The organism is Vibrio furnissii CIP 102972, from assembly GCF_000176175.1.
Lineage (GTDB): Bacteria > Pseudomonadota > Gammaproteobacteria > Enterobacterales > Vibrionaceae > Vibrio > Vibrio furnissii.
The window spans coordinates 101,433-127,981 of sequence record NZ_ACZP01000018.1 but is presented as its reverse complement, the minus strand read 5'-3'; the positions used below and the strand labels follow the sequence as shown (position 1 = coordinate 127,981).

Here is a 26,549-nt window from a genome sequence, read left to right as displayed (position 1 = left end):
CAGCCTGACGCGAGCAGTTAGCACGCAGAATCCCTGACTTATGCCACGAAAATGACTCCCGTTTGGCCAGCGTTCGCGCTTTGGGGCGTGCTGGCCACTGGCCTTTGATTAGGCACGGGGAAACGGAAATGCGGTCACTTTATCAATGTGATCCTCACCCAGCGCCAGCATGATCAGGCGATCGATGCCCAGCGCAACCCCGGCGCACGCCGGCAAGCCCGCTTCCAGCGCGGCAATCAGATGATAATCGATCGGTTGAGGGGCCAGCCCCATGTCGATGCGTTTGGCATTATCGGCCTCGAAACGCGCCAGTTGTTCTCGGGGGTTGTCGAGTTCATGAAACCCGTTCGCCAGCTCGATGCCTTTGAAATAGACCTCAAAGCGGTCCGCCACGCGCGCATCGTGTGGATTGATCTTGGCCAGCGCTGCTTGCGAGGCGGGAAAATCATACACAAATGCTGGCACGTGCTGACCAATGTTGCCTTCAACGCCCATGCTAAACAGCAGTTGCAACAAGGTATCGCGATCCGTTTCCGGCTCAGCAATATCGCTTAATCCTAACGACGCGGCGGCCTGTTTCAGCTCGGCCATGCTGCCTTCCAGCGGACACACCCCCAGCACGGTTAAAAATGCCTGCTGATAGGTCAGGCGCTCAGAAGCTCCCGTTTGCAGCGTCATTTGCAGCAATGCATCCATTTCGTCCATCAAATCGTGATGATCGAACCCGACGCGATACCACTCCAGCATGGTGAATTCTGGATTGTGATAACGGCCATTTTCTTCATTGCGAAACGCTTTCGCCATCTGATAAATCGAGCCGCTGCCGGCGGCCAGCAAGCGCTTCATGTGAAATTCCGGGCTGGTCATGAGATGCAGGTGACGCCCCGTCGCGTAACCGGGGCCAACAAACTGGGTTTGAAACGTATGCAGATGCACATCGGTCACGGTGGCATGACTCATCGCGGGCGTATCCACTTCCAACACATCACGCTCGGCAAAAAACTGACGAATGCGACTCAATAGCGCTGCGCGCTGCTTCAGTTGCTCAATTGATGCGGTCGGCATCCATTCTGACTTGCTCATTTTCGGTCTTCACATATACACAGAGAGGGATAATTCTACTCATATGTATAAAAAAACCAAACCCGTACGTGATCGAAATCACACAAAGAGCAATAAGTATGCTTGCGCTTGCATTACCTAAGCAAAAGCCCAACAGAATCAATTTTTTCAAACAACGCCTCTTCTAAACTACCGCTACCACTTTGGTACAAGTGGAAAGTAGCGAGTACCGAGAAGAAGCTTTCCTTCGTATCGACAAGCTGCGAATCATAATCAAGGGATCCTAGCCGGTCCCCATAAAAAACTCACTACACTGGAGGATAACTGTGCAAACTATCACCACAGATATCGCAGTCATCGGCGCCGGCGGCGCTGGTCTTCGTACTGCTATTGCAGCGGCTGAAGCAAACCCGGACTTGGAAGTCGCGCTTATTTCCAAAGTTTATCCAATGCGCTCTCATACGGTCGCTGCAGAAGGTGGATCAGCAGCAGTTATCAAGGAAGAAGACAGTTTAGATAACCACTTCAACGATACCGTTGGCGGTGGCGACTGGCTGTGTGAACAGGATGTTGTTGAATATTTCGTTGCGAATTCGACACGCGAAATGATCCAAATGGAGCAATGGGGTTGTCCTTGGAGCCGTAAAGAAAACGGTGAAGTCAACGTGCGCCGTTTCGGTGGGATGAAAGTCGAACGTACATGGTTCGCAGCCGATAAAACCGGTTTCCACATGCTGCACACCCTGTTCCAAACTTCAATGAAGTACCCGCAAATCAAACGCTTTGATGAATACTTTGTGGTCGACCTTCTGGTGGTTGACGGCGAAGTGCAAGGTCTGATTGCGATTCATATGTCAGAAGGTGAATTGGTCACCATTAAAGCGAAATCTGTTGTGCTCGCGACAGGTGGTGCTGGCCGTGTTTACCACTGCAACACCAACGGCGGCATCGTGACTGGTGACGGCATGGCGATGGCTTACCGCCACGGCGTTCCCCTACGTGACATGGAATTCGTGCAATACCACCCAACCGGTCTACCGGGCACAGGTATCCTGATGACCGAAGGTTGTCGTGGTGAAGGCGGTATCATCGTCAATAAAAACGGTTACCGTTACCTGCAAGATTACGGCATGGGCCCGGAAACACCGGTTGGCCATCCAAAGAACAAATACATGGAACTGGGTCCACGCGACAAAGTTTCTCAAGCGTTCTGGCATGAGCAGCAAAAAGGCAACACCATCAAACACCCACTGGGTGATGTGGTGCACCTCGACCTGCGTCATCTGGGCGAAGAATACCTGCAAGAGCGTCTGCCATTCATCTGTGAACTGGCCAAAGCTTACGTCAACGTCGATCCAGCAAAAGAGCCGATTCCTATTCGTCCGACCGTGCACTACACCATGGGTGGTATCGAAACCAACGGCGAATGTGAAACACGCATTCAAGGCCTGTTCGCTGTGGGTGAATGTGCGTCTGTCGGTCTGCACGGTGCCAACCGTTTAGGTTCAAACTCTCTGGCTGAATTTGTGGTGTTTGGCCGCGTTGCCGGTGAACACGCCGTGAAACGTGCTGAATCATTCAAAGGCTGGAACGACACCGCCATCGCTGAACAAGTGAAAGCGGTTGAAGCACGCATTCAAGCGCTGCTGGACCAAAAAGGCGACGAAAACTGGGCTGACATCCGCACTGAAATGGGTCACACCATGGAAGCGGGTTGTGGTATCTACCGTCAGGAAGATTTGATGGAAGAAACCATCAACAAACTGGCAGAACTGAAAGAACGCTACAAACGCATCAGCATCAAAGACAAAGGCAAAGTGTTCAACACTGACCTGCTGTACGCGATCGAAGTCGGTTATGGCCTAGAAGTTGCCGAAACCATGGTTCACTCTGCCATCCTTCGTAAAGAGTCTCGTGGTGCGCACCAACGTCTTGACGACGGCTGCACAGAGCGTGATGACGTGAACTACTTGAAACACTCGCTGGCGTTCTACCAAAACGGTGATGCACCGAAGATCGATTACAGCGCGGTCACCATCACAAAATCTCAGCCAAAAGCCCGTCTATACGGTGAAGCGGCAGAGCAAGCAGCAGCGGCCGAAGCAGCACAGAGCGTAGAGGAGCAGAAATAATGTCAGCGAACCGCATTCAAAAAGTGGAAATCCTGCGCTACGACCCAGCAAAAGACGCAGAACCCCATCTTCAAGCGTTTGAAGTTCCGTTTGATGAAACCATGTCTGTGCTAGACGCGATCGGTTACGTGAAAGACCACCTAGACAAAGATCTGTCTTACCGTTGGTCTTGTCGTATGGCGATCTGTGGTTCATGCGGCATCATGGTCAACGGCGTGCCAAAACTGGCCTGTAAGAGCTTTTTGCGTGACTACCCTGATGGCGTAAAAATTGAGCCACTGGCGAACTTCCCTATCGAGAAAGACCTGATTGTGGATATGAGCCCGTTCATCGAGCGTCTGGAAGCTATCAAGCCTTACATCATTGGTAACGACCGCAAACCGGAAGACGGCACCAACCTGCAAACACCGGAACAGATGGCGAAATACAAACAGTTCGCTGGTTGTATCAACTGTGGTCTGTGCTACGCAGCGTGTCCTCAGTTCGGTCTGAACCCAGAGTTCATCGGTCCTGCGGCCCTGACACTGGCTCACCGTTACAACCTAGACAGCCGTGACAACGGTAAAGCAGAACGAATGAAGCTGATCAATGGTGCCAACGGCGCTTGGGGCTGTACGTTCGTCGGCTACTGCTCTGAAGTGTGTCCAAAACACGTTGACCCAGCGGCTGCGGTAAACCAAGGCAAAGTGGAGTCATCTATGGACTTCGTCATTGCAATGCTGAAACCACAGGAGGCTTGAGGATGAGTAACCGTAAACCTTATGTTCGTGAAATGAAACGTACTTGGTGGAAAGATCATCCGTTCTACCGCTTCTACATGGTACGTGAAGCGACCGTACTGCCACTCATCCTGTTCACTCTGTTCCTGACCGTGGGTCTGGGTGCATTGGTGAAAGGACCGGAAGCGTGGGATAGCTGGTTGGCCTTTATGGCAAACCCAATCGTCATCGCGATCAACATCGTCGCGCTGGCAGGTAGCCTGTTCCATGCGCAAACCTTCTTCAGCATGATGCCACAAGTGGTGCCAATTCGCCTGAACGGCAAATTGCTGGATAAGAAAATCATCGTACTGACTCAGTGGGTGGCAGTTGCCTTCATTTCACTGATCGTTCTCTTCGTGGTGTAAGGAGCTTATTGTGATTAATACCAATCCAAAACGTTCAGATGAACCGGTATGGTGGGGTCTATTTGGTGCTGGTGGTACATGGTTTGCCATGATCACGCCAGTGACCATTCTGGTGCTGGGTATCCTGGCGCCGCTGGGCATCATTGATGCTGACGCGATGAGCTACGAGCGTGTGTCTGGTTTCGTGACCAGCATCATCGGTGCGCTGTTTGTGATCGGCACATTGGCGCTGCCGATGTGGCATGCGATGCACCGTGTTCACCACGGCATGCACGACCTGAAATTCCACACCGGTGTGGCAGGTAAAATTGCGTGTTACGGCTTCGCAACCATCATTTCTGCGCTGGCCGTTGTGTTTATCTTCATGATCTAACACACCGTCAACAGGCAAAAAGGCAGGTCTCTCACCTGCCTTTTTTTATTGCGCCGAATGACTGAATTCCGGCCACAAAAAAACCAGCGCTGGCGCTGGTTTTTTAATCAAACGGTTACTTATTTCACGCGGCTGACGTATTCGCCACTGCGAGTGTCCACTTTGATCACTTCACCAATTTGGATGAACAGCGGTACACGTACAACAGCACCGGTAGTCAGCGTCGCTGGTTTACCGCCAGTACCTTGCGTATCACCTTTCAGGCCAGGATCCGTTTCTGTGATTTCCAGCTCAACAAAGTTCGGTGGTGTCACGGAGATTGGGTTACCGTTCCACAGTGTCAGCGTGCACGTGTTGTTCTCAACCAACCATTTCGCGCTGTCACCCACCGCTTTCAGATCCGCTGGGATCTGTTCGAACGTTTCTGCGTTCATGAAGTGGTAGAACTCACCGTCGTTGTATAGGTAGTCCAGATCGATATCCATGACGTCAGCGACTTCAACGGTGTCACCAGACTTGAATGTTTTTTCTAGAACTTTACCAGAAAGCAGCTTACGGATTCGTACGCGGTTGAACGCCTGACCTTTACCGGGTTTCACATACTCGTTTTCGAGAATGACACACGGCTCATTATCAAGCATAATTTTAAGACCGCCTTTAAATTCATTCGTGCTAACAGTAGCCATTATTTCCTCTTACATTCTTCGAGTTAAAGTTAATGCCGCACATCATAACCCGAAAAGTCGATTCTGTTGAGCAAAACTGGATCCAACAGCTCGCGAATGGGATCTCCGATCCCGCGCAATTACTTCAGCAGCTCGGTATCGATCCCCAGCCATGGCAAAACGGATTTGACGCGCGCAAATTGTTTGCGCAGCGGGTGCCACAAAGTTTTGTTGATCGCATGGAAAAAGGTAATCCGTACGATCCGCTGCTCCGTCAAGTTTTGCCACTCAGTGAAGAGTTTGACGTCCATCCGGGCTACTCCGAAGACCCGCTTGACGAGCAGAACAACGCCGTGCCCGGCCTGCTGCATAAATACCGCAACCGCGCGCTGATGATTGTCAAAGGCGGCTGTGCGATTAACTGTCGTTACTGCTTTCGCCGTCACTTTCCGTATGCCGACAATAAAGGCAGCAAAGCGGTGTGGCAGCAAAGTCTGGATTACATCGCGTCACAGCCAGAGCTCAATGAAATCATTCTCTCCGGCGGCGATCCGTTGATGGCCAAAGATCAGGAGCTGAGCTGGCTGATTGAGCGTATCGGCGCCATCAGCCATGTCAAGCGCCTGCGCATTCATTCTCGCTTGCCGGTGGTGATTCCTGCGCGCGTCACCGATGAATTGGTGGCGCTACTGGCCAATACCCGCCTTCAGGTGGTGTTAGTCACGCACATCAACCACGCCAACGAGATCAATCTGGCACTCAAACAGCAGATGGCACGCCTGCGCGCGGTGAATGTCACGCTACTGAACCAAGGCGTGATGCTCAAAGGCGTGAACGACAGCGTGGCGGCGCAAGTGGCGCTGAGCGACACTCTGTTTGATGCCGGTATTCTGCCCTACTACATGCATGTGTTGGACAAAGTGCAAGGTGCGGCGCACTTCTACATCAGTGACAGCGAAGCCAAAGCCATCATGAGTGGATTGCTGGAGCGCGTGTCCGGTTACTTGGTGCCCACGCTGACGCGCGAGATTGGCGGTCGCAAGAGCAAAACGCCGCTCGACTTGCATTTGGAATAACCGAGCGCCTATCCGCCCGCGCAATAAGCAAGCGTTATCCACACCAGCAAAAGCTTTTATTCGCGTCACGGTTCAATTGGGCGCATACTGCGCCTTTTTCTTCTTGAGCAATTGTAAAGGCCATGATGCTTTCTCTCGATACTGTCTTTGATTTGGGCCCGTTCAGTTGGCCAGCCCTACTGTGTTGCGCCATTACGGGTTTGCTGATCGGCGTGGAACGCCAAACGCGCGGCAAGCCGGTCGGCATTCGAACGTCGATCCTCATCGTTTCCGGGACTTACCTGTTCATGGCGATGGCGGTATCGCTCTCGCCCAATACGCTCGACCAAGCGCGCGTACTCGGCCAAATCATTACTGGGGTTGGTTTCCTCGGGGCTGGCGTGATGATGACGCAAGATGGCAAGATTCATGGCGTGACGTCGGCAGCCGTCATTTGGGTCCTGGCTGCGCTCGGCTTGATGATTGGTTTGGGTTACCACGTGCAATCGGTGATGATCACGGTGCTGGTGCTGTGCGTGCTATATGGCGTGGATAAGGTTGAAAATACCTTTCAAAGCCTGCGCCGTGGTGTGCATCAACGTTTTCGTCGCCCGCACTAATGCCCGGCTCGCCCACTCAGAAACTCAGAAACAAAAAAAGCGTTGCACTCTGGCAACGCTTTTTTCATTCAACCGCCGCTTATTTCGCGAAGTTGATAATCGGGAAACACTTGAAGAAGCCGTTGTCTGCACAGTTAATCAGACCCACCTGCACACCTTCAATTTTCGATGTTTTGTTGAAAATACCCACTTGCACGGTTGAGGTGTCAGAGAAGTTCGCTGCACCCACATCGACCATGGTGTTACCTTCAGAATAGTTCACGAAGCTGACGTTCGCGCCTTTCACATCATTGGTGATGTTGACGGCACCGAGGTTCGCACCCACCGTTTTACCGGTGTTCCAGTTGAACAGACCCAGTGAAGCACCCGTCATTTCTTGGTTGATTTTGTGCGCGCCGAAAATACCCAGGTTCACACCTGTGGTGGTTTGCGTTTCCGACATACCAATCACAGCCAAGTCCAAACCTTTCACCTGATCAACATTGCCGTACAGGGCCGCAACACGGACGCCCGCAACCGTATTGTCATCCGGCGCATTAAAGTTGTTGATTGAAGAGAACATCACCGGTGTTGACGCCAAAGCAGAAGTCGAAGCCAGAGCGGCAGTCACTGCCAGCGCGGATACGATCTTTTTCATACTAACCTCCATCGTTGGGATAGTTTTAAATGTGCACCTGCTTATTATGGCCGCAACAATGACCAGCAATTGTTAGTTTTTCGTCATTCTTTTGCTAAGCGACTGATTTCACTCTATTGAGTGAATCTTCACGCCATAGCCCCCCGCCTCTTGCGCGACAAAATCGACGAAGTGGTGAATGGCTTCTAACGCATCTTCTTCATGATGGGTGACGTACAGCAGCTGACTGATGCCCGCCGAAGCAATGCGATTAAGCGCATGGAACACCAATTTACGATTGAGGTAATCCAGCCCCTGATATGGCTCATCCAGAATGAGCAGCGCTGGCTGCTTGATCAGCGCGCGACCAATCAGCAGGAGACGTTGCTGACCGTAATCAAGATTGCGAAATCCGACCTTCTCCAGCGCGCTCATTTCTAACAGGTTCAGCCACTCACGCGCCAACAGAATCTCTTTCTTGGACGGTTGTTGATACAGGCCAATCGAGTCGTAAAAGCCCGACACCAGCACTTCCAACGCGCTGCAATTGACGCGATATTGCAGGTGTAGCGCCGAAGACACCACGCCGATGTGCTTTTTGATATCCCAGATGGTTTCGCCACTGCCGCGCTTCATCCCCAGCACGGTGATATCGTTGCTGTAACACTGCGGGTGATCGCCGAGGATCAGGCCGAGCAGCGTGCTCTTGCCGCACCCATTGGGACCACGTACCTGCCAGTGCTCCCCTTGTCGAATTTGCCAGTTGATGCCCTGAAAAATGGGCGCATCGACATACTCAACCGTGACGTCATTCATCACCACCAGCGGATCCGGATAGCGGTGCGCGCTCTGATGAGCCTCCAGCAGTGTCAGCATGGCATCGCTGCGGCTGTGCGACAGCGCTTTCATCTGCGCCATCAGCGGGTGCTGGAGCCACGCCTCGCGAGTTAGGGTTTGTGACAAGCTGCGCTCGTCAAAGAGCGCCACGTGGGTCACGAACGGCGGTAATTCATCTTCACGCGAGGTGACAATCAGCAGCTGCATCTGCTGCGCCAGTTCCTCCAGCAATTGAGAGAGGTGCGCGCGGTGGGCAATATCTAACCCGGAATACGGTTCATCGAGGATCAGCAATTGTGGCTTGAGCGCCATCGCCCGCGCCAACATCACGCGGCGAGTTTCACCGGTCGACAACTGACGAAACCCACGCTGACGCAGCGCCAGCAGATCGGTTTGCGTCAATAGCGCTTCCAGTGCCGCTTCACCGCAGCCAGTTTCCAAAATCAACTCCTGCACCGTCGACCCGTAATCAATCTGGTCCATAAAGTCGGTGTCGTCTTTTTCCAGCTCCATATCCAGCAATCGCTGCTGCTCATGCAGCGACACACATGCCACCACGCCGGGCAGGTCACTCACCTCACCTTGCTGCGGCGTCAGTTCGCCGCTCAGAATGCGCACCAACAACGAGGCGGCGTGGCTGTGGGTGGAAAACATGCCCCAATGTTCGCCTTGGGCCAACGCCCAGTCGTCAATGGTGAGCGACACCGATTCGGTGTGGTGTTTAAGTTGCTGAATTTTCATATTGACCTTTCCTTGGAAACTGATTTTTCAGTGTGCAGAAACTGCGCAAAAATTTCTAGCGGATTTTCAGGCATAAAAAAAGCCGGAGCATTCACTCCGGCTTGTTCAGTTTGAATGGGGCGCGAATTACATCATGCCGCCCATGCCACCCATGCCGCCCATGTCAGGCATTGCTGGTGCATCTTTCTTCGGTAGGTCAGTCACCATCGCTTCCGTGGTGATCATCAGGCCAGCCACAGACGCTGCAAATTGCAGTGCGCTACGGGTTACTTTAGTTGGATCCAGAATACCCATGGCAATCATGTCGCCGTACTCGCCAGTTGCGGCGTTGTAACCGTAGTTACCGTCGCCCGCTTTCACGTTGTTCGCAACCACTGAATCTTCGTCGCCCGCGTTTTTCGCGATTTGACGAATTGGCGCTTCCATCGCACGTAGTGCCACGCGGATACCCACGTTTTGCTCTTCGTTGTCGCCAGTCAGTTCAGTTAGTTTAGATGCTGCGCGAATCAGTGCCACGCCACCACCTGCAACCACGCCTTCTTCCACAGCTGCGCGAGTCGCGTGCAGTGCGTCTTCAACGCGGTCTTTCTTCTCTTTCATTTCAACTTCAGTCGCTGCGCCCACTTTGATCACGGCAACGCCGCCTGCCAGTTTCGCAACACGCTCTTGCAGTTTTTCTTTGTCGTAATCTGACGTCGCATCTTCGATTTGTTGACGAATCTGAGTCACACGACCTTGAATTGCCACTTCATCACCTGCGCCATCAATGATGGTGGTGTTTTCTTTGGTGATGGTCACGCGTTTCGCTTGACCCAGATCTTCCAGCACAGCTTTTTCCAGTTCCAGACCGATCTCTTCAGAAATCACCGTACCACCAGTCAGAATCGCGATGTCTTGCAGCATCGCTTTACGACGATCGCCAAAGCCCGGTGCTTTCACAGCCGCAACTTTCACGATGCCACGCATGTTGTTCACAACCAGAGTAGCCAACGCTTCGCCTTCCACGTCTTCTGCCACGATCAGCAGTGGACGAGAAGCTTTCGCGACGCCTTCCAGGACTGGCAGCAATTCGCGAATGTTCGATACTTTTTTGTCAACCAGCAGGATGAACGGGCTTTCTAGATCCACGCTGCCTGCTTCTTGGTTGTTGATGAAGTAAGGAGACAGGTAACCGCGGTCAAACTGCATCCCTTCTACCACGTCGAGTTCGTCTTGCAGTGCCTGACCTTCTTCAACGGTGATCACGCCGTCGCGGCCCACTTTTTCCATCGCTTCTGCGATGATGTTGCCCACGCTCACATCTGAGTTTGCAGAGATAGTGCCGACCTGAGCAATCGCTTTGGTGTCTTCACATGGCACAGACAGCGCTTTCAGTTCTTCAACCGCTGCAATCACGGCTTTGTCGATGCCGCGTTTCAGATCCATTGGGTTCATGCCCGCCGCCACAGCTTTCAGACCTTCGTTCACGATCGCCTGAGCCAGTACGGTTGCGGTTGTTGTGCCGTCACCCGCTGCGTCGTTGGCTTGAGAAGCCACTTCTTTCACCATTTGTGCGCCCATGTTCTGGAATTTGTCTTCCAGTTCAATTTCGCGCGCCACAGACACACCATCTTTGGTGATGGTTGGTGCACCAAAAGATTTGTCGAGAACAACGTTGCGGCCTTTCGGGCCAAGGGTAACTTTTACTGCATCCGCCAGAACGTTTACACCTTCTAGCATTTTAACTCGAGCGTCATTACCAAATTTTACGTCTTTAGCAGCCATTTTGTATTTCCTTTAGAATTCGGTTTTAGTTCGTTTGCTTGGGAGCAATTACTCAACGATTGCCAGAATGTCGTTTTCAGACAAAATCAGTACTTCTTTACCGTCGATTTTCTCTGATTTCGTGCCGTAGCCTTCAGCAAAAATCACAGAATCGCCAACTTTCACGTCCAGAGGCAGAACTGTACCATTTTCCAGAATGCGGCCTTTGCCGACTGCAAGTACTTTACCGCGTGTTGATTTTTCTGCCGCAGAACCAGTGAGAACAATTCCACCAGCAGATTTTGATTCAACTTCTTGGCGTTCAACGATAACTCGGTCGTGTAATGGACGAATATTCATCGGTCGTCTCTCCTGATTAAATTTTCCGTTTGGTTAATAAAACGCTGATTGACCAGCTTGTGAATGATATGTGGGGTATCAAACGCCATATCCCAAGGGGTAAGCGCGAAAAAATTGTGATGAAATTAACGAATCCGTGGTGAAGTCGACGCATTGCGAGCATTTCGACCGCCTAACACCATCCCGTATAGTAAATAATTTGCTTTATTAAACTGAATATCCATAATAGTCAGAGAATAAAGAGGGACATGATGAAGACGATCGACCGGATTTTACACACCATCAAACGTGAAGGTGCCGTGACCGCCAAACAGCTTGCCGATGACTTGGGAATGACCACCATGGGGGCGCGTCAACACCTTCAGGCACTGGAAGACGACGGCATCCTGGCGTTTCACGATGTGAAAGTCAAAGTGGGTCGCCCGACGCGCCATTGGTCACTCACCCGCAAAGGCCATGATCAATTTGCCGATCGCCACGGTGAACTCACCATTCAAGTGATTGAAGCGGTGGAACATCTCTTTGGCAAAGAAGGCTTAGCCAAAGTGGCAGCCGAGCGTGAAGCGCAAACCTTGGCCCATTATCAGCAAGAACTGGACGCCTGCCCCGATCTGCACAGCAAACTCGCCACCTTGGTGGAACTGCGTGAGCAAGAAGGTTACATGGCGGAGCTGGAGCAAACCGAGCACGGTTATCTGCTGATCGAAAACCACTGCCCAATCTGTAAGGCCGCCAAACGCTGTCCAAATTTGTGTCAATCAGAGCTGAACATTTTTCAGCGCCTGCTGGGCGACACTTGCCGCATTGAACGCAGTGAACACATCATCGAAGGCCAACGCCGCTGCACCTACGTGATTGCGGCCGCCTAACATTGTCTTAATATTGAGAACAACGATATTCGTTCCACCTTGTGCACCGTTCCTCGCTTATGCTTGATGTGTTGATAATTTAATCAACGCAAGACCTTGCAGAGGAGTGTTCTATGTCTCCCCCTCAAACCAACGTAGCCAGCCAGGCTCTGCCACCCTTTGATGAACTGGTCGAGCTGGCGCAGCAGGATCCTGAAGCATTTAGCCGATTTAAGCGCGAAATGTGTCAGGAGATGATCCTTTCTGCTTCCGATGGAATGCAGCATCGATTGTGGGCGCAGCAAAGTCATATCGACCTGATTCTGAGCCAATGCAAGAATCCAGACCACGCGAACGTCACCCTGATGCGAGAACTCAGTCTGCAAATGGCCAAATTCCGTGATGCGCTGGACGGCGAAATAGTGGAAGAAAAGCCGAGCGCGGACGTGATTCCCTTTCGCCCGACATCCGAGTCGTGGCGTTAAAAAAGGAGGCACAAGCCTCCTTTTTTCTTGACCGCACAGGCTCTAACAGCCCTGTCACGATGAGTGAGGCGCTTTCCCAAAGCGGTTATCGCCGCGGCTGCCCACCAAAAAACCGCACTCCACCAAAATCCAACTGCCACACAACAAGGCAGCAAGCGAGATCAGGGTATCGAAAATGTTGGGGGTGCTGGTCATCGCCATATTGGCGCCGCCCATCGGCACCGTCATTCGGCCAATCACCAGCGGTACATTAAGCAACAGCCACCAGCTCGATTTATCGCGATCGTGCCAACGCTTGGCGGTGATGGCCAAATCTGGTACCAGAATCAACAGCATAAACAGCGGCAGCAGGTATGGCGCCCAGTCTGGCAGCCAACGGTTAAGCAGCGCGATCGCAGTGACGATCGCCACATAATAAAAGACGTTCCAAATCCAGTATGTACGACGCCCGATGCGCCCCTGAAACGAAAAGAGCAGTGTTTGATAAGACATTAGCGTTTCCTGTTCAAACGGAATCAACTCGCTGTCAGTTCGTGACCTTCTGAAACCAAGCTCGGTCCATGTCACGAATGTTCACCGTCAAGCTGCGAACGTGGCTGGCTTGCGCCACCAACACATCCATGAGCTGACGTGACAACTCGCGTTTTTGCTCGGCGGTGCGCCCGTCCATCATTTCAAAACTGATGTGAATAAAATCCACGCTGTCGCCTTCATCGCCCACCAGCCAATGGTGGCAACGCAGCGCGCGGGATTTAATCGAGGGAATATCAAATAAGCCACACGTCATGACCACCTGATGCAAATCTTCCAATAGCCCCTGCACATTGACACGTTCATCCACAGAGTTGGAGTACTCGAGCACCAAATTAGGCATATTCACTTCCTTGTTTGTTATTTTCCCCATACTGAACTGACAGTAATAGCAAGACGCAGCACAAAATCCGAGCGAATGGCCTCTATTCTGTATAGCAGATCACTTCTCGGCCTTGCGCCTCATCAAACAAGATCCCAGAAAGTCATGACCGGAGTCATGATCTACGTAGTTTTATCTGTTATATTCTTTCGCAATCACGTTTTTTTTATTCATTGAAATTGGAGATATTCCTATGCGTCGTCCTGTAGTGATGGGGAACTGGAAACTGAATGGCAGCAAAGCAATGGTAACTGAGCTGTTGACTGGTCTGAATGCGGAACTTGAAGGTGTAACGGGTGTTGACGTGGCAGTAGCTCCACCAGCACTGTACCTGGATCTGGCTGAGCGTCTGATTGCAGAAGGCGGCAAAAAAATGATCCTGGGTGCACAAAACACTGACCTGCACAACAGCGGTGCGTACACTGGCGACATGTCTCCAGCCATGCTGAAAGATTTCGGTGCAACTCACATCATCATCGGCCACTCTGAGCGTCGTGAATACCACAACGAATCAGACGAGTTTGTTGCTCAAAAATTCGCATTCCTGAAAGAAAACGGTCTGACTCCAGTATTCTGTATCGGTGAAACTGAAGCGCAAAACGAAGCGGGCGAAACTGAAGCCGTTTGTGCACGTCAAATCAACGCAGTGATCGATGCATACGGCGTAGACGCTCTGAACGGCGCAATCATCGCTTACGAACCAATCTGGGCAATCGGTACTGGTAAAGCAGCAACGGCTGAAGATGCACAACGCATCCACGCATCGATTCGCGCGCTGATCGCAGCGAAAGATGAAGCGGTTGCAGCACAAGTGATCATCCAATACGGCGGTTCTGTTAAACCAGAAAACGCAGAAGCTTACTTCTCACAACCAGACATCGACGGCGCTCTTGTTGGCGGCGCATCTCTGGATGCGAAAAGCTTCGCAGCCATCGCGAAAGCAGCTGCAAAAGCAAAAGCGTAATCGCTTGTTGATGAAAAAGGTCGGCACTGCCGGCCTTTTTTATCGCCGTGACTCAGCGCGAGCGCGGCTAGTGCCTCCCCGCAAATTCGAGTATCCTACCCCCTTTCTTCCCTGTAATTGGCTGCCTGCTGACGCACGTCCGGCACGGTGCCGCGCGATGTAAGAAGGGTATATGCACGACAAACACGGCCTGCTTTCCGCCCCGATTCCCACGGTGCTCCGCCAGATGACCATCCCGATGACGTTCGGCATGATCGCCATTCTGATGTTCAACCTAGTCGATACCTTTTTCATCTCGCTGCTGGGCACCGACGCGCTGGCCGCGATCAGCTATACCTTTCCTGTCACATTTGGCGTCAACTGCATCACCATGGGCATTGGTGTGGGCTTGTCGACCAGCATCGGTCGGTTGTTGGGGCAAGGCGATGCGCCCAATGCCGCGCGTTTTTCCACACACGGTGTGCTGTTGGCGGTGTGTTTGGTCGCGATCGCCTCCACGTTGGGCTTTTTCACCATTGAGCCACTGTTTCTGCTGTTGGGCGCCAAAGCTGAGTTGATTCCGCTGATTGAGCAATACATGCAGGTCTGGTACCTCACCATTCCGCTGCTGGTGATTCCGATGGCGGGCAACAGCGCGATTCGCGCCACCGGTGATACCAAAACCCCAGCCAAAATGATGATGCTGGCGGGCGCAATTAACGGCTGTCTCGATCCGCTGCTGATTTTTGGCTACGGCCCGTTTCCAGAACTCGGTATTCAGGGTGCGGCCATTGCCAGTGCCTTCTCGTGGCTGGGCGCATTGGTCGGCTCGCTGTATGTGTTGGTCAAACGCGATCGCCTGTTGGCGCCGCCGCACTTTGCGTCATTGCGTCACGATTGGCAGCAAATCCTCAAGATTGGCACCCCAGCGGCGCTGTCGACGGCGATGAACCCCATTTCCGGCGCACTGCTGATGATGATGCTCTCCGGCCACGGCACCGCTGCGGTGGCCGCTTATGGCGCAGCGCAGCGCATCGAATCGATTTTAATCTTGGTGCTGATGTCGCTCACCTCAGCGTTGACGCCATTTATGGCGCAGAATTTTGGGGCCAACAATCCGGTGCGCAGCTTTTCCGGCCTGTTTTTAAGCCTGCGCTTCTCGCTGATTTTTCAGTTGTTGGTCTTCATCATGATGGTGCCGCTGAGCATTCCCTTGGCTGCGCTGTTCTCTCAAGAGCAAGCGGTGCGCGACTTGTTGTGGCATTACCTGTTGGTGGTGCCATTCAGCTATGGCTTTCAGGGGGTGGTGATGATGCTGGTGTCGGCGCTCAACGCGCTTCATCTGCCGCTCAAAGCGTTTCAATGGAGCTTTATGCGCCTCTTTCTCTTCACCCTGCCATCAGCATGGCTCGGGTCAACGTTGTATGGCATTGAAGGGCTGTTTATTGGCATTGCGCTGGGCAACATTTTGGGCGGGCTATCGGGCTACTTGTATGCCTTGATCCTGCGACGTCGCACGCTGCGCGATGGCATGATGCAATCTGGCGCCTCCTAGCAGCGGCTCATTTTGCACAACCTTTTCTTACGCGACCTAATCTTGCTAGATTGATGCGATAGCGCGAGACAAAAAAAGCCAGCGTCACGCTGGCTTTTTTTGTCTCGGATTCAGAGTAATTCGTCGATGACGTCATCTTCATCGCTTTCATCGCTGTCGAGATCCGTCGTATTAAGCGGCTCTTGCGACAGGATGATGCCGGTGTTGTCGGCATAGAGATAATCTTCTGGCAGGAACGTCACGCCACCGAAGTTGACCGGCACATCGACTTCGCCGATGCCTTGTGCAGGCGCTCCCACGGGAATCGAAGCCAACGCTTGAATCCCGATGCTCATGTCTTCCAGCTCGTCGACTTCACGCACGCAGCCGTAAACCACAATGCCTTCCCATTCGTTCTCTTCGGCTATGGCCGCCAGTTCAGCATCAACCAGCGCACGGCGTAGCGAACCACCACCATCGATCAGCAGCACACGCCCAAGGCCGTCTTGTTCTAATGTCTCACGGATGAGGCCGTTGTCTTCAAAACATTTGATGGTCGTGACTTGGCCGGCAAATGACGCGCAGCCACCAAAATTGCTAAACATGGGTTCTACCACATCCACCTGGTCGAGATAGATATCACATAACGCAGAGGTGTTATATTCCATAGCCTTAGTCTCTTTACGAACAGTCTTTCAACGAGTATATCGGGTCAGTAAGTCAATGCAATGACAGAGTGCAAATTAACTCGTCAGAGTTTGAGCTATCACCACACCAACAAACAAAAGGTTAGTTACCAGCGAGCACTTGACGATCACCGGCAGCATCGGGGCAATTTGCGCCGGTTGCTCTGTAGCCCACACCGCGCGGCCATGCTTGGTCACCATGATGAGGCTGAGTAAAAACGGCAGGCTGATCCACACCGGTTTGCCCTGCATCAACAAATAGCTGGCAAACGCGATCACCGCGCCAGTCAGCAGCAAAAAGTGGTAGGTTTTGGCGCGCTGTTGGCCCAATCGCACAGGCACGGTGCGCTTGCCACATTCTGCATCGTTTTCAATATCGCGCATGTTGTTGATGTTGAGCACCGCCACCGCCATCAAGCCACAACCCAGCGACGGCAGAAACAGACTCCATTCAATGTGACCGATGTGCAAAAAGTAAGTCCCGGACACGCCGAGCAAACCAAAGAACAGAAACACCGACAAATCCCCAAGGCCGACATAGCCGTACGGTTTGTTGCCGACGGTATAGGCGATCGCCGCCATCATTGCCAGCACACCCAAGCCAATAAAGGCCAGAATGCTTTCTAGGCTGTCGAGGGCGTAAAACACCAGCGCCAATCCCGCCACAATGGTGAGACCGATGTTGATGAAAATCGCTCGCTTCATGTCTGCCAGCGACACTTCGCCTGACTGAATCGCGCGCATCGGGCCAAGGCGTTTGTCATTGTCGGTGCCTTTCACGGCATCGCCGTAATCGTTCGCCAAGTTCGATAGAATTTGCAGCAGGGTTGCGGTCAGTAGCGCCAATAGCGCAACAGGCAACGAAAAGTGGCCAGACGAAAAGGCCAGCGCGCTGCCCGTAAAAATAGACACCAGCGCCAACGGCAACGTTTTCGGACGCGCCGCGTCAAACCAGATACGTAAAGAATTATTCATGGGGAAAAATTGTAAGATCGATCAACATAGTTTTCAGTATACGCGCAAGTGCGTAATATGAAAAAGCCCACCAGATCAAGGTGGGCTCAGAAATTACAGAATAAAGCGGCTGAGGTCTTCGTCTTCGACCAACTCGCCGAGTTTGGCGCGCACATAGGCCGAATCAATCGTCAGGCTTGCACCGGCTTTCTCGGTGGCATCAAACGAGATTTCATCCATCAGACGTTCCATCACCGTATGCAGGCGACGCGCACCGATGTTCTCGGTGGTTTCGTTGACTTGCCATGCGGCATCGGCAATTTGCTTGATGCCATCTTCGGTAAAGGCAATATCGACCTCTTCCGTTTTCATCAACGCCATGTATTGCTCGGTCAGAGACGCTTTTGGCTCGGTCAGAATGCGTTTGAAGTCATCACTAGAAAGCGCTTCCAGCTCCACGCGGATCGGCAGACGGCCTTGCAGCTCAGGGATCAGATCCGAAGGTCGTGCCACTTGGAAAGCACCCGATGCGATGAACAGAATGTGGTCGGTACGCACCATGCCGTGTTTGGTGGTGACGGTGCTGCCTTCAATCAGGGGCAGCAAATCGCGTTGTACACCTTCGCGAGAGACATCAGGGCCTGACGATTCGCCGCGCTTACAGATCTTGTCGATCTCATCGATAAACACGATGCCGTTGTTTTCAACGTTGTAAATCGCCTGCTCTTTCAGTTCTTCCTGATTCACCAGCTTCGCCGCTTCTTCTTCGGTCAGGGCTTTAAACGCATCTTTAATTTTCAATTTGCGTTTTTTCTTGGTGTCGCCACCTAAGTTCTGGAACAGGCCCTGCAGCTGATTGGTCATCTCTTCCATGCCCGGAGGCGCCATGATTTCCACGCCCATCTGCGCCACCGCGACGTTCACTTCAATCTCTTTGTCATCCAGCTTGCCTTCACGCAGCTTCTTACGAAACGTTTGGCGTGTCGACGACGCAGTATCGTTGTGCTCCGCTTCGCCCCACGCATCACGCGCTGGCGGCAGCAACGCGTCAAGAATGCGCTCTTCCGCCTGCTCTTCAGCACGGAATTTCACTTTTTCCATCGCTTGTTGATGCGTCATCTTCACCGCCACGTCCGTCAGGTCGCGAATGATGGTTTCAACTTCTTTGCCCACATAGCCCACTTCGGTGAACTTGGTGGCTTCGACTTTAATGAACGGCGCATTGGCCAGTTTCGCCAAACGGCGCGCAATCTCGGTTTTACCGACACCGGTTGGGCCGATCATCAGAATGTTTTTCGGTGTGACTTCAACACGCAAGCTTTCTTCCAGCTGCATGCGACGCCAGCGGTTACGCAGCGCAATGGCGACCGCACGTTTGGCGTTGTCCTGACCGATGATATGACGGTTCAGTTCATGGACAATTTCACGAGGAGTCATTTCAGACATAGTGGTTTCCTTCAAATTCAGTAGCATCACACACGATTATTCGGCTGCGGCAGCAGGCAACAGTTCCGGCGGAATTTCCAGCTCTTCAATGGTGTGATGATGGTTCGTGAACACACAGATGTCGCCAGCAATCTTCAGCGCTTTTTGTGCAATTTCACGGGCGTCTAAATCGGTATTTTCCAGCAAAGCTATCGCCGCGGCTTGTGCAAAATTACCGCCGGAACCGATCGCAATCAGATCGTGTTCAGGCTGCAGCACATCGCCGTTGCCGGTAATGATCAGTGATGCGGTTTCATCCGCGACGGCCAAAATGGCTTCGAGGCGACGCAGTGCGCGATCGCTGCGCCAATCTTTGGCCAGCTCCACCGCCGCTTTTGTCAGGTGGCCCTGATGCATTTGCAGTTTGCTTTCAAAGCGTTCAAATAAGGTGAATGCGTCCGCTGTCCCCCCCGCGAATCCGGCCAATACTTTGTTGTTGTACAAACGACGAACTTTGCGCGCATTGCCTTTCATTACGGTATTGCCAAGCGAGACTTGTCCGTCACCTGCGATGACAACTTTGTTATTACGACGTACAGATACGATGGTAGTCACGAGGAACCCCTTTGTGCTTTTCACTATCAAGATAGTGGTTATATGAGGTTGGAAAATCAAAATTCAAGGCGGGAATCGTCAGCGCATCGTAAAAACGCCCAGCACTGAGGCCGGGCGTTTGATGACAATGAAAGGCTGTTATTGCTGCTCTTTCCAAATCGCGCAAGGTTCAATCTTGGCGCGTTGCAGCTTGTGTTTATCACGCTCTGCATCGCGTTTGAATTTGTATGGGCCAAGCACCACACGGTACCAGCTACTGTCTTCTTTCTTGCGAATTTTGCTGCTCAGGCCTTGGAAAGCAATGTCCAATTTACGCGCTTCCGCCTGCTGCATGGTTTTGTAAGCCCCACACTGCATGATGTACGGAATGTCCGAGACTTGCAGCTCTTTGGCTTTCACTTCAATCTCGCGATTGGGCAGTGATTCCACGTAGTCCCACTTCTCGGTGGGTGGTGGCGGCAAACGGTTGTTGTTTTGTGGTTGGCTGACCGGTTTTGATTTGGTCTCGACCACCACCGGTGCCGGCGGCTCAGGATCTTGATTGAGCAGATACAAGCCATAGCCAAACCCGCCGACCAACAGCATCGCCAGCAAGCCGCTGCGCCATGGTTTTCTGCGTCGAGGAGCTGATTTTTTAGGGGTCGGCTTTTTCGGACTACGACCGCGCCTTACATAATCTTTATTAGCCACTGAGAATTTCGAACGTTGACAATTTTGTCCACATGTTAAAGCAGATTCACTGCAGATAACAGCGCGGAAATGGAAGCGGCGCATCAAAATACGCCGCTGGTTGCAGGGAAATCACCGCGTTCACACGGCTTAGGCCGAGCGGGGCGGCGCTGCACTCTCGCGAATGACCAATTGGGTGTCGAGCAAACGCGAGCCCGCACGCACATCATGACCCCGCAGTAACTCAAGCATCATCAACATCGCCTGACGGCCGATCTCGTAACGCGGCTGAGAAATGGTGGTTAGCGGTGGATCGCAGTACTGCGCAAACTGAATGTCATCAAAGCCGACCACAGACAGGTCTTGCGGCACACGCATGCCCAAGCGCTTGGCTTCCTGAATGGCACCAATCGCCATGGTATCGTTGTGACAGAAAATGGCTGTCGGCGGCTCTGGCAGGGCCATCAATTGGCGCACCGCTTTGGCCCCCGACTCAAACGTAAAGTCACCGATGGTACTGTAGGTTGGATTGCGTGAAATCCCCGCGCGGCGCAGGGCTTGTTGATACCCTTGCTGACGGAACTGACACAACACCGCCGCTTCAGGACCGGCAATCTGCGCGATGCGTTTGTGCCCCATCTGCGTCAGATAGTTCACCGCTTCAAAGGCAGATGTCAGGTTATCGATATGCACCGTCGGCAATTCAAGTTCTGGCGCAAACTCACACGCCATCACCATCGGTGGCAGGTTTTTCTGCTCAGGTTTGCTCACGTCAAACGGCAAATCGGTCCCCAGCAATAGCATACCGTCCGCCTGTTTGGTAAACACCAAGTTCACAAATGAGCTTTCACGTTTTTTCTGCTGACCGCTGTCACCCAGCAGTACCAGATAACCGTGTTCCATCGCGGCGTCTTCGATACCACGAATAATTTCGGTGTAATAAGGATCACAGATGTCCGGCACGATCGCGACAATGGTTTTCGATTCATTGCGACGCAGATTTCGGGCTAAAGAATTCGGTGAATAGCCAGCTTCTAAAACCGCCTCTTCAACCCGTTTACGAGTTGAGGCTGAAACTTTCTCGGGATTCATCAGAGCGCGCGAGACTGTCGCCGTCGATACGCCTGCAAGCTGGGCAACATCCTTCATTGTCGCCATGTGTAATTACCCTCTTTCTCGGTTCTTCATAGTGCGATGCACTTTTTTTATGATTATGGGATCGCTTTGAGTTGCCCTTTACTCTTCAACCACCCGGCACTCCTTTTACCGTGTCGTTGAGACTGCTTTTGGCCAACTTTAAGCACACTTTATGCAGCGAAAACGATTCACTGACACAAGATTGCGAATAGTTTATTCGTTTCCGAATAGAAAGTTACGGTCTGATTAACAAATCTTACATTGCAAGTGTGACGTTAATCACGATAAGGAGGTTTTTATTTTTTGACAAAAATAACAATAAGAACAATCAGCTGAGATCTTGCGGTTCAATGTCCAATGACCAACGCACTTTACTCGCTAGCGGCAAGAGCTGAATGGCCGGTTTGGCGCTGGCGAGCAGCTTTTGCATCACTGAGCGACTCGGCGCCTGCAGCAGCAATTGCCAACGGAATTTACCCGCGCGTTTAGCCAAAGGCGCTGGCGTTGGGCCAAGCACCAGGCAACCCTGTTCACACAATGGATGCGCTTCCAACGTGTGGCGCACTTGGCGCAGAAAATCTTCCACAGGTTGCGATTGGTTGCCTTCGGCACGAAACAGCGTCAAATAGGTATACGGCGGCAGTTGTGCCAACTTGCGCTCAGCAAGCGCGGTCTCGGCAAATTGACTGTAGTCGTTGTGCAGTAATGCTTGCAGCAAGGTGTGCTCCGGATGATGGGTTTGCAATACCACTTCGCCCGGTTTGCTCGCCCGCCCCGCTCGGCCTGCGACCTGAATAAACAGCTGCGCCAATCGCTCCGACGCGCGAAAATCGCTGCTGTAGAGCGAGCCGTCGACATCCAGAAGCGCCACCAACGTTACATCCGGGAAATGGTGACCTTTGGCCAGCATCTGCGTGCCAATCAGAATTTGATATTCACCGCGGCGAATCGCGCCAAGCGCCGACTCCAAGCTGCCTTTGCGACGCGTGCTGTCGCGGTCGATACGAATCGCTTTGTATTCCGGAAACAGCTCACTGAGCTGCGCTTCCAACTGCTCGGTGCCCACGCCGACGGTCACCAAATGGGTAGAACCACATCCCTGACACTGGTGAATTACCGGACGCTGGGAGCCGCAATGGTGACAGCGAATTTCGCTGCTGTGTTGGTGATAGGTGTAATAGGCATCGCAGCGCTGACAGTTGGCGATCCAACCACATTCGTGGCACATCAGTGCCGGTGAAAACCCGCGGCGGTTGAGAAACAACAACACTTGATTGCCTTGCGACAAATGGCGGCGCATTTCGGCGATCAGCGGCGCCGACAGGCCACTTTCCAAGTACAGCCCTTTGACATCCAACACGCGGTTGGTGGTCGGCAGTGCCGTGCCCGCTCGCTGCGTCAGTTGCAGATGATGGTATTTGCCGGTCAGCGCGTTGTGCAGCGTTTCTAGTGCCGGCGTCGCCGACCCCAACACAATCGGCACCTGCTCCAAATTAGCGCGCATCACCGCCACATCACGGGCGTGATAACGTAGGCTATCTTGCTGTTTGTAGGAGGCATCGTGCTCTTCATCGACAATAATGATGCCGAGATCAGCAAACGGGGTCAGCAATGCCGAACGGGTACCAATCACGATGCCAGCCACTTTGTCACGCGCGGCCAGCCAAGCATTGAGCCGTTCGGTGTCGTTCAAGCCGGAGTGAATCACCTCCACCGGCACGGTGAAGCGCTTGCGAAACCGATTAATAGTTTGCGGCGTGAGGCCAATTTCCGGCACCAGCACCAACGCCTGCTTACCCGCTTCCAACACCGGTTTGATGAGATTGAGGTAGACCTCCGTTTTGCCAGACCCGGTCACCCCATGCAGCAGATAACAACCAAAGCCGCGCTGACTGTTGATTGACGCAATCGCGATCGCCTGCTCTTGGTTGAGTTTGGGTTTATCGACATCGGCTTCAACCACCTTGGGCCATGGGCGAAACTGCGGCTGCTTCTCCGTGACTTCAATCCAGCCTTTGTCTTGCAAAGTATTAAGCGTGGCACTGGACACCTCTTCATCGAGCATGATCTGATGCGCCACCGGGCCCGGCTCAAGCAAATGCATCACCTGCGCCTGCTTGACCGCGCGGCCAAAGCCTTGCATCAACTGATCGCGTCCACGCTCGGTCATGTGCCACTCTTTACTGCTGGCAAAATCAGCCGGTTTACCTTTGCGCAATGCACTCGGCATCGCATTGGCCAACGTGTCGCCGAGTGGATATTGATAAAACTGGCTGCACCATTGCAACAAGCGGTACAGCGTTTCCGGCCACACGGGCTGCGAATCGAGCACTGCTTTGATCGCTTTGAGCTGCTCGCGCGGAAACGCCGATTCCTGCGCCAACGCCGTCACCACACCGACCAGCGTCTGGCGGCCAAACGGCACCGACACACGGCCGCCGATGATCGGAAACAAATGGTTGGGGATCAGGTAATCAAATTGCTTATCCAGTGGTACCGGCAGGGCGACACGGGCAATACTTGGGCGCATAACAGTCCGTCAGCAGTCAAAAATGGTGAGAAATCACAGTCTACTGGATGCGGGTAGGAAATTCGACCCACAAATAGTGGCGAAAATAACGCCGAAAGCGGTTGATCCGGCGCGGGGGATTCATTAATATATCGCGCCTTGAAGATGCTTGGTCACCAAGGCTGAGTATCGAACAGTATCATTAACATTACGTGTGGTGTCCGACATTGATTCGGATAGCGACACGGCCTAAATTGAGGTTATCCCATGAAAGCTGGTATCCACCCAGAATACAAAGAAGTAACAGCGTCTTGCTCTTGCGGCAACACTTTCGTTTTCAAATCAACTCTAGGTAAAGACGCTCTGCACCTGGACGTATGTGACCAGTGCCACCCATTCTACACTGGTAAACAACGTGTTGTTGACACTGGCGGCCGTGTTGATCGCTTCAACAAGCGTTTCGGCGCGCTATCAAGCAAGAAGTAATTTCGACTTCACGCGAAGATTCAAAAAGGACGCTCCGGCGTCCTTTTTTCGTGCCTGCAATTTCTCCTTACCGCGATCACAAAATAGCTGGTCTTATCAGATTAAATTAGTCAAGTTTTGTACGATTGACCCGCAATCCTGCCTAGGCAGCTTGACAGACATCTATTAGAATAATTCCCCTTTTCCAAAAACAATAAAGAGACCTCCCCTATGTCCGATGACAACCAAGAACTGACGCCGGAAGAAGCATTCCGCCAGCGTGCGCTGGATTACCATGCGTTGCCGATCCCAGGAAAAATTGCTGTTTCTCTAACGAAACCAGCAGATTCTGCTGCTGACTTGGCCCTCGCCTACAGCCCAGGCGTGGCAGAGCCCGTGCGTGAAATCGCGCAAAATGTCGACAACGTTTACAAATACACGGCCAAAGGCAATACCGTGGCAGTGATCTCAAACGGCACCGCCATTCTTGGCTTGGGTAACTTGGGCCCAATGGCATCCAAACCGGTGATGGAAGGAAAAGCCCTGCTATTCAAACGCTTTGCAGGTCTCGATTCCATCGACATCGAAGTCAAACACCGCACCATTGATGAATTCGTCGATACCGTCGCCAACATTGCCGACACCTTTGGCGGGATCAACCTCGAAGACATCAAAGCCCCAGACTGTTTTGAAATCGAACGTCGCCTGATTGAGCGTTGTGACGTGCCCGTCTTCCACGATGACCAGCACGGCACTGCGATCGTGACCGCCGCTGGCATGCTGAACGCGATTGAACTGCAAGGCAAAAAGCTGGAAGAGTGCATCATCGTCTGCCTTGGCGCAGGCGCTGCGGCCGTGGCGTGTATGGAGCTGCTGATCAAGTGCGGCGCGATGCGTGAAAAAATCTACATGTTGGACCGCAAAGGCGTGATTCACACGCGCCGTGACGATCTGAACGAATACAAACAGCTGTTCGCCAACAATACCGACAAACGCACATTGGAAGATGTGATTGCCGGGGCTGACCTGTTCCTTGGAGTATCAGGCCCGAACCTGCTGCCAGCCGACGCACTGAAGCTGATGGCCGACAAACCCGTGGTGTTTGCGTGTTCAAACCCGGATCCAGAAATCAAACCGGAACTGGCGTACGAAGTGCGCAGCGATTTGATCATGGGCACCGGCCGCAGTGACTACCCGAACCAAGTCAACAACGTGTTGTGTTTCCCATTCATCTTCCGTGGCGCGCTGGATGTCCGCGCGAGCGAGATCAACGATGAAATGAAACTGGCCGCAGTCGACGCGATTCGTCAACTGGCCAAAGAAGACGTGCCTGCGGAAGTCCTGAAAGCGGCCGGCGTTGATCACCTGGCATACGGCAACGACTACATCATTCCAAAACCAATGGACCCACGTCTGCTGCCACGCGTCGCCAAAGCCGTGGCTCAAGCTGCCGTGGATTCGGGCGTTGCACGCATCGATATGCCACAAGGTTACATGGAAGCGTAAACGCTCCTTGCTTCAAGTGAAGACAAAAAAACCTGGCTCATGGCCAGGTTTTTTTATGCGTGACGTACGTGTGCGCTTAGTCGTCGTAAGCTTCGAACTCGATGCCCATCGCGGTCATCAGCTCTTTCACTTCGGCAGGAATATCATCCGGACGGTCTTTACGCAGATCTTCATCCGTGGGTAGCGGCTGACCGGTGTATGCATGCAAAAACGCTTCACACAGCAGCTCACTGTTTGTTGCATGACGCAGGTTATTGATTTGGCGGCGAGTTCGTTCATCCGTCAGCACTTTCAGCACCTTAAGCGGGATCGACACAGTGATTTTTTTCACCTGCTCGCTCTTTTTCCCATGCTCCGCGTATGGACTAATATAGTCGCCATTCCAGTCTGCCATTGCGCACCTTCGTTGTTTGGATTCGAGTTAGTTTTTCAAAGTCCCCAATTTTAGCGGGATTTACTGCCATAAGCAAAGACATATAGACGTCTAGAAGTGTTGACGTCTTCTTTTTTGACCAGTAAAGTGTGATGTT

The 26,549-nt window shown here is 52.6% G+C and carries 28 protein-coding genes; 12 read left to right on the top strand and 16 right to left on the bottom strand.

Annotated features, from left to right (window positions below):
- Positions 1-108: 108 nt before the first annotated feature.
- Positions 109-1,083: an elongation factor P--(R)-beta-lysine ligase gene (gene epmA, locus VFA_RS19350; protein ID WP_038152612.1), complete on the bottom strand. Its 975-nt coding sequence runs from the start codon at positions 1,081-1,083 to the stop codon at positions 109-111.
- Between the two features lie 305 nt (positions 1,084-1,388).
- Here epmA and frdA point away from each other — a divergent pair, with 305 nt between their 5' ends.
- From frdA to frdD, 4 genes are read left to right on the top strand one after another with little or no spacing between them, the layout of a single operon-like run.
- The gene (gene frdA, locus VFA_RS19345) at positions 1,389-3,194 is read left to right on the top strand and encodes a fumarate reductase (quinol) flavoprotein subunit (RefSeq protein WP_004728547.1); all 1,806 of its coding nucleotides are present in this window, start codon (positions 1,389-1,391) and stop codon (positions 3,192-3,194) included.
- Positions 3,194-3,934, top strand: a complete 741-nt coding sequence (locus VFA_RS19340) for a succinate dehydrogenase/fumarate reductase iron-sulfur subunit (RefSeq protein ID WP_004728546.1) — start codon at positions 3,194-3,196, stop codon at positions 3,932-3,934. Before frdA ends, VFA_RS19340 begins: the two co-directional genes overlap by 1 nt.
- A gap of 2 nt (positions 3,935-3,936) precedes the next feature.
- Entirely contained in the window at positions 3,937-4,320 is a 384-nt protein-coding gene (frdC, locus tag VFA_RS19335; protein ID WP_004728545.1) for a fumarate reductase subunit FrdC, read from the top strand.
- A gap of 10 nt (positions 4,321-4,330) precedes the next feature.
- Entirely contained in the window at positions 4,331-4,693 is a 363-nt protein-coding gene (frdD, locus tag VFA_RS19330; protein ID WP_004728544.1) for a fumarate reductase subunit FrdD, read from the top strand.
- Between the two features lie 119 nt (positions 4,694-4,812).
- Here the strand turns inward: frdD and efp are convergent, their stop codons facing one another.
- The gene (efp, locus tag VFA_RS19325; protein WP_038152610.1) at positions 4,813-5,379 is read right to left on the bottom strand and encodes an elongation factor P; all 567 of its coding nucleotides are present in this window, start codon (positions 5,377-5,379) and stop codon (positions 4,813-4,815) included.
- Positions 5,380-5,411: 32 nt separating this feature from the next.
- Here efp and epmB point away from each other — a divergent pair, with 32 nt between their 5' ends.
- Both epmB and VFA_RS19315 read left to right on the top strand, forming a co-directional pair.
- Complete coding sequence (gene epmB / locus VFA_RS19320) at positions 5,412-6,434, top strand: EF-P beta-lysylation protein EpmB (RefSeq protein ID WP_004728542.1); 1,023 nt, start codon at positions 5,412-5,414, stop codon at positions 6,432-6,434.
- Positions 6,435-6,559: 125 nt separating this feature from the next.
- Positions 6,560-7,033, top strand: coding sequence for an MgtC/SapB family protein (locus tag VFA_RS19315; protein ID WP_004728541.1), 474 nt, complete (start codon positions 6,560-6,562; stop codon positions 7,031-7,033).
- A gap of 79 nt (positions 7,034-7,112) precedes the next feature.
- On the opposite strand, the gene VFA_RS19310 is transcribed toward VFA_RS19315, so the two are convergent.
- The 4 genes from VFA_RS19310 to VFA_RS19295 all read right to left on the bottom strand — a co-directional run bounded on the left by VFA_RS19310 (position 7,113) and on the right by VFA_RS19295 (position 11,330).
- Entirely contained in the window at positions 7,113-7,670 is a 558-nt protein-coding gene (locus VFA_RS19310; RefSeq protein WP_004728540.1) for a VC2662 family protein, read from the bottom strand.
- Positions 7,671-7,778: 108 nt separating this feature from the next.
- Complete coding sequence (gene modF, locus VFA_RS19305) at positions 7,779-9,227, bottom strand: molybdate ABC transporter ATP-binding protein ModF (RefSeq protein ID WP_004728539.1); 1,449 nt, start codon at positions 9,225-9,227, stop codon at positions 7,779-7,781.
- A gap of 126 nt (positions 9,228-9,353) precedes the next feature.
- The gene (gene groL, locus VFA_RS19300; RefSeq protein ID WP_004728538.1) at positions 9,354-10,991 is read right to left on the bottom strand and encodes a chaperonin GroEL; all 1,638 of its coding nucleotides are present in this window, start codon (positions 10,989-10,991) and stop codon (positions 9,354-9,356) included.
- A gap of 48 nt (positions 10,992-11,039) precedes the next feature.
- Complete coding sequence (locus tag VFA_RS19295; RefSeq protein ID WP_004728537.1) at positions 11,040-11,330, bottom strand: co-chaperone GroES; 291 nt, start codon at positions 11,328-11,330, stop codon at positions 11,040-11,042.
- A gap of 251 nt (positions 11,331-11,581) precedes the next feature.
- Between VFA_RS19295 and VFA_RS19290 the strand changes: the two genes are divergently transcribed.
- Both VFA_RS19290 and VFA_RS19285 read left to right on the top strand, forming a co-directional pair.
- Positions 11,582-12,199, top strand: a complete 618-nt coding sequence (locus VFA_RS19290; RefSeq protein ID WP_038152609.1) for a helix-turn-helix transcriptional regulator — start codon at positions 11,582-11,584, stop codon at positions 12,197-12,199.
- Between the two features lie 113 nt (positions 12,200-12,312).
- Positions 12,313-12,663, top strand: a complete 351-nt coding sequence (locus tag VFA_RS19285; protein ID WP_004728535.1) for a DUF3135 domain-containing protein — start codon at positions 12,313-12,315, stop codon at positions 12,661-12,663.
- A gap of 54 nt (positions 12,664-12,717) precedes the next feature.
- Here VFA_RS19285 and VFA_RS19280 read toward each other — a convergent pair whose 3' ends face one another.
- Both VFA_RS19280 and VFA_RS19275 read right to left on the bottom strand, forming a co-directional pair.
- The gene (locus tag VFA_RS19280) at positions 12,718-13,155 is read right to left on the bottom strand and encodes a DUF805 domain-containing protein (protein WP_004728534.1); all 438 of its coding nucleotides are present in this window, start codon (positions 13,153-13,155) and stop codon (positions 12,718-12,720) included.
- A gap of 34 nt (positions 13,156-13,189) precedes the next feature.
- Positions 13,190-13,537 (bottom strand): 5-carboxymethyl-2-hydroxymuconate Delta-isomerase, encoded by a 348-nt coding sequence (locus VFA_RS19275; protein ID WP_004728533.1) that lies wholly within the window; start codon positions 13,535-13,537, stop codon positions 13,190-13,192.
- Between the two features lie 232 nt (positions 13,538-13,769).
- On the opposite strand from VFA_RS19275, the gene tpiA reads away from it, so the two are divergent.
- Complete coding sequence (tpiA, locus tag VFA_RS19270) at positions 13,770-14,540, top strand: triose-phosphate isomerase (RefSeq protein WP_004728532.1); 771 nt, start codon at positions 13,770-13,772, stop codon at positions 14,538-14,540.
- A gap of 172 nt (positions 14,541-14,712) precedes the next feature.
- Positions 14,713-16,074 (top strand): MATE family efflux transporter, encoded by a 1,362-nt coding sequence (locus VFA_RS19265; protein ID WP_038152608.1) that lies wholly within the window; start codon positions 14,713-14,715, stop codon positions 16,072-16,074.
- A 110-nt stretch (positions 16,075-16,184) separates the two neighbouring features.
- Here VFA_RS19265 and rraA read toward each other — a convergent pair whose 3' ends face one another.
- The 7 genes from rraA to priA form a co-directional block, all read right to left on the bottom strand.
- The gene (gene rraA, locus VFA_RS19260) at positions 16,185-16,721 is read right to left on the bottom strand and encodes a ribonuclease E activity regulator RraA (protein ID WP_004728530.1); all 537 of its coding nucleotides are present in this window, start codon (positions 16,719-16,721) and stop codon (positions 16,185-16,187) included.
- Between the two features lie 75 nt (positions 16,722-16,796).
- Positions 16,797-17,714 (bottom strand): 1,4-dihydroxy-2-naphthoate polyprenyltransferase, encoded by a 918-nt coding sequence (locus VFA_RS19255; protein WP_004728529.1) that lies wholly within the window; start codon positions 17,712-17,714, stop codon positions 16,797-16,799.
- Between the two features lie 93 nt (positions 17,715-17,807).
- Entirely contained in the window at positions 17,808-19,139 is a 1,332-nt protein-coding gene (hslU, locus tag VFA_RS19250; protein WP_004728528.1) for an HslU--HslV peptidase ATPase subunit, read from the bottom strand.
- Between the two features lie 36 nt (positions 19,140-19,175).
- Positions 19,176-19,733 carry an ATP-dependent protease subunit HslV gene (gene hslV / locus VFA_RS19245; RefSeq protein WP_014204312.1) on the bottom strand — a complete coding sequence of 186 codons (558 nt, stop codon included), beginning with the start codon at positions 19,731-19,733 and terminating at the stop codon, positions 19,176-19,178.
- Positions 19,734-19,871: 138 nt separating this feature from the next.
- Complete coding sequence (locus VFA_RS19240; RefSeq protein WP_038152602.1) at positions 19,872-20,423, bottom strand: SPOR domain-containing protein; 552 nt, start codon at positions 20,421-20,423, stop codon at positions 19,872-19,874.
- Between the two features lie 129 nt (positions 20,424-20,552).
- Complete coding sequence (gene cytR, locus VFA_RS19235) at positions 20,553-21,560, bottom strand: DNA-binding transcriptional regulator CytR (RefSeq protein ID WP_004728525.1); 1,008 nt, start codon at positions 21,558-21,560, stop codon at positions 20,553-20,555.
- A 307-nt stretch (positions 21,561-21,867) separates the two neighbouring features.
- Positions 21,868-24,069, bottom strand: a complete 2,202-nt coding sequence (priA, locus tag VFA_RS19230) for a primosomal protein N' (protein ID WP_004728524.1) — start codon at positions 24,067-24,069, stop codon at positions 21,868-21,870.
- A 246-nt stretch (positions 24,070-24,315) separates the two neighbouring features.
- On the opposite strand from priA, the gene rpmE reads away from it, so the two are divergent.
- Positions 24,316-24,534 carry a 50S ribosomal protein L31 gene (gene rpmE / locus VFA_RS19225; RefSeq protein ID WP_004728523.1) on the top strand — a complete coding sequence of 73 codons (219 nt, stop codon included), beginning with the start codon at positions 24,316-24,318 and terminating at the stop codon, positions 24,532-24,534.
- A gap of 210 nt (positions 24,535-24,744) precedes the next feature.
- A complete protein-coding gene (locus tag VFA_RS19220) occupies positions 24,745-26,019 on the top strand; it encodes a malic enzyme-like NAD(P)-binding protein (protein WP_004728522.1) in 1,275 nt (424 codons plus the stop codon).
- Positions 26,020-26,095: 76 nt separating this feature from the next.
- On the opposite strand, the gene metJ is transcribed toward VFA_RS19220, so the two are convergent.
- On the bottom strand, positions 26,096-26,413 hold the full coding sequence (metJ, locus tag VFA_RS19215) for a met regulon transcriptional regulator MetJ (RefSeq protein WP_004728521.1): 318 nt from the start codon (positions 26,411-26,413) through the stop codon (positions 26,096-26,098).
- Positions 26,414-26,549 lie beyond the last annotated feature (136 nt).

Bases quoted from the DNA above. Each gene is read 5' to 3' on its own strand.
- epmA (WP_038152612.1), bottom strand. From the start codon at position 1,083: ATGAGCAAGTCAGAATGGATGCCGACCGCATCAATTGAGCAACTGAAG.
- VFA_RS19340 (WP_004728546.1), top strand. From the start codon at position 3,194: ATGTCAGCGAACCGCATTCAAAAAGTGGAAATCCTGCGCTACGACCCA.
- frdC (WP_004728545.1), top strand. From the start codon at position 3,937: ATGAGTAACCGTAAACCTTATGTTCGTGAAATGAAACGTACTTGGTGG.
- efp (WP_038152610.1), bottom strand. From the start codon at position 5,379: ATGGCTACTGTTAGCACGAATGAATTTAAAGGCGGTCTTAAAATTATG.
- epmB (WP_004728542.1), top strand. From the start codon at position 5,412: ATGCCGCACATCATAACCCGAAAAGTCGATTCTGTTGAGCAAAACTGG.
- VFA_RS19315 (WP_004728541.1), top strand. From the start codon at position 6,560: ATGCTTTCTCTCGATACTGTCTTTGATTTGGGCCCGTTCAGTTGGCCA.
- VFA_RS19310 (WP_004728540.1), bottom strand. From the start codon at position 7,670: ATGAAAAAGATCGTATCCGCGCTGGCAGTGACTGCCGCTCTGGCTTCG.
- modF (WP_004728539.1), bottom strand. From the start codon at position 9,227: ATGAAAATTCAGCAACTTAAACACCACACCGAATCGGTGTCGCTCACC.
- groL (WP_004728538.1), bottom strand. From the start codon at position 10,991: ATGGCTGCTAAAGACGTAAAATTTGGTAATGACGCTCGAGTTAAAATG.
- VFA_RS19295 (WP_004728537.1), bottom strand. From the start codon at position 11,330: ATGAATATTCGTCCATTACACGACCGAGTTATCGTTGAACGCCAAGAA.
- VFA_RS19290 (WP_038152609.1), top strand. From the start codon at position 11,582: ATGAAGACGATCGACCGGATTTTACACACCATCAAACGTGAAGGTGCC.
- VFA_RS19285 (WP_004728535.1), top strand. From the start codon at position 12,313: ATGTCTCCCCCTCAAACCAACGTAGCCAGCCAGGCTCTGCCACCCTTT.
- VFA_RS19280 (WP_004728534.1), bottom strand. From the start codon at position 13,155: ATGTCTTATCAAACACTGCTCTTTTCGTTTCAGGGGCGCATCGGGCGT.
- VFA_RS19275 (WP_004728533.1), bottom strand. From the start codon at position 13,537: ATGCCTAATTTGGTGCTCGAGTACTCCAACTCTGTGGATGAACGTGTC.
- tpiA (WP_004728532.1), top strand. From the start codon at position 13,770: ATGCGTCGTCCTGTAGTGATGGGGAACTGGAAACTGAATGGCAGCAAA.
- VFA_RS19265 (WP_038152608.1), top strand. From the start codon at position 14,713: ATGCACGACAAACACGGCCTGCTTTCCGCCCCGATTCCCACGGTGCTC.
- rraA (WP_004728530.1), bottom strand. From the start codon at position 16,721: ATGGAATATAACACCTCTGCGTTATGTGATATCTATCTCGACCAGGTG.
- VFA_RS19255 (WP_004728529.1), bottom strand. From the start codon at position 17,714: ATGAATAATTCTTTACGTATCTGGTTTGACGCGGCGCGTCCGAAAACG.
- hslU (WP_004728528.1), bottom strand. From the start codon at position 19,139: ATGTCTGAAATGACTCCTCGTGAAATTGTCCATGAACTGAACCGTCAT.
- cytR (WP_004728525.1), bottom strand. From the start codon at position 21,560: ATGGCGACAATGAAGGATGTTGCCCAGCTTGCAGGCGTATCGACGGCG.
- priA (WP_004728524.1), bottom strand. From the start codon at position 24,069: ATGCGCCCAAGTATTGCCCGTGTCGCCCTGCCGGTACCACTGGATAAG.
- rpmE (WP_004728523.1), top strand. From the start codon at position 24,316: ATGAAAGCTGGTATCCACCCAGAATACAAAGAAGTAACAGCGTCTTGC.
- VFA_RS19220 (WP_004728522.1), top strand. From the start codon at position 24,745: ATGTCCGATGACAACCAAGAACTGACGCCGGAAGAAGCATTCCGCCAG.
- metJ (WP_004728521.1), bottom strand. From the start codon at position 26,413: ATGGCAGACTGGAATGGCGACTATATTAGTCCATACGCGGAGCATGGG.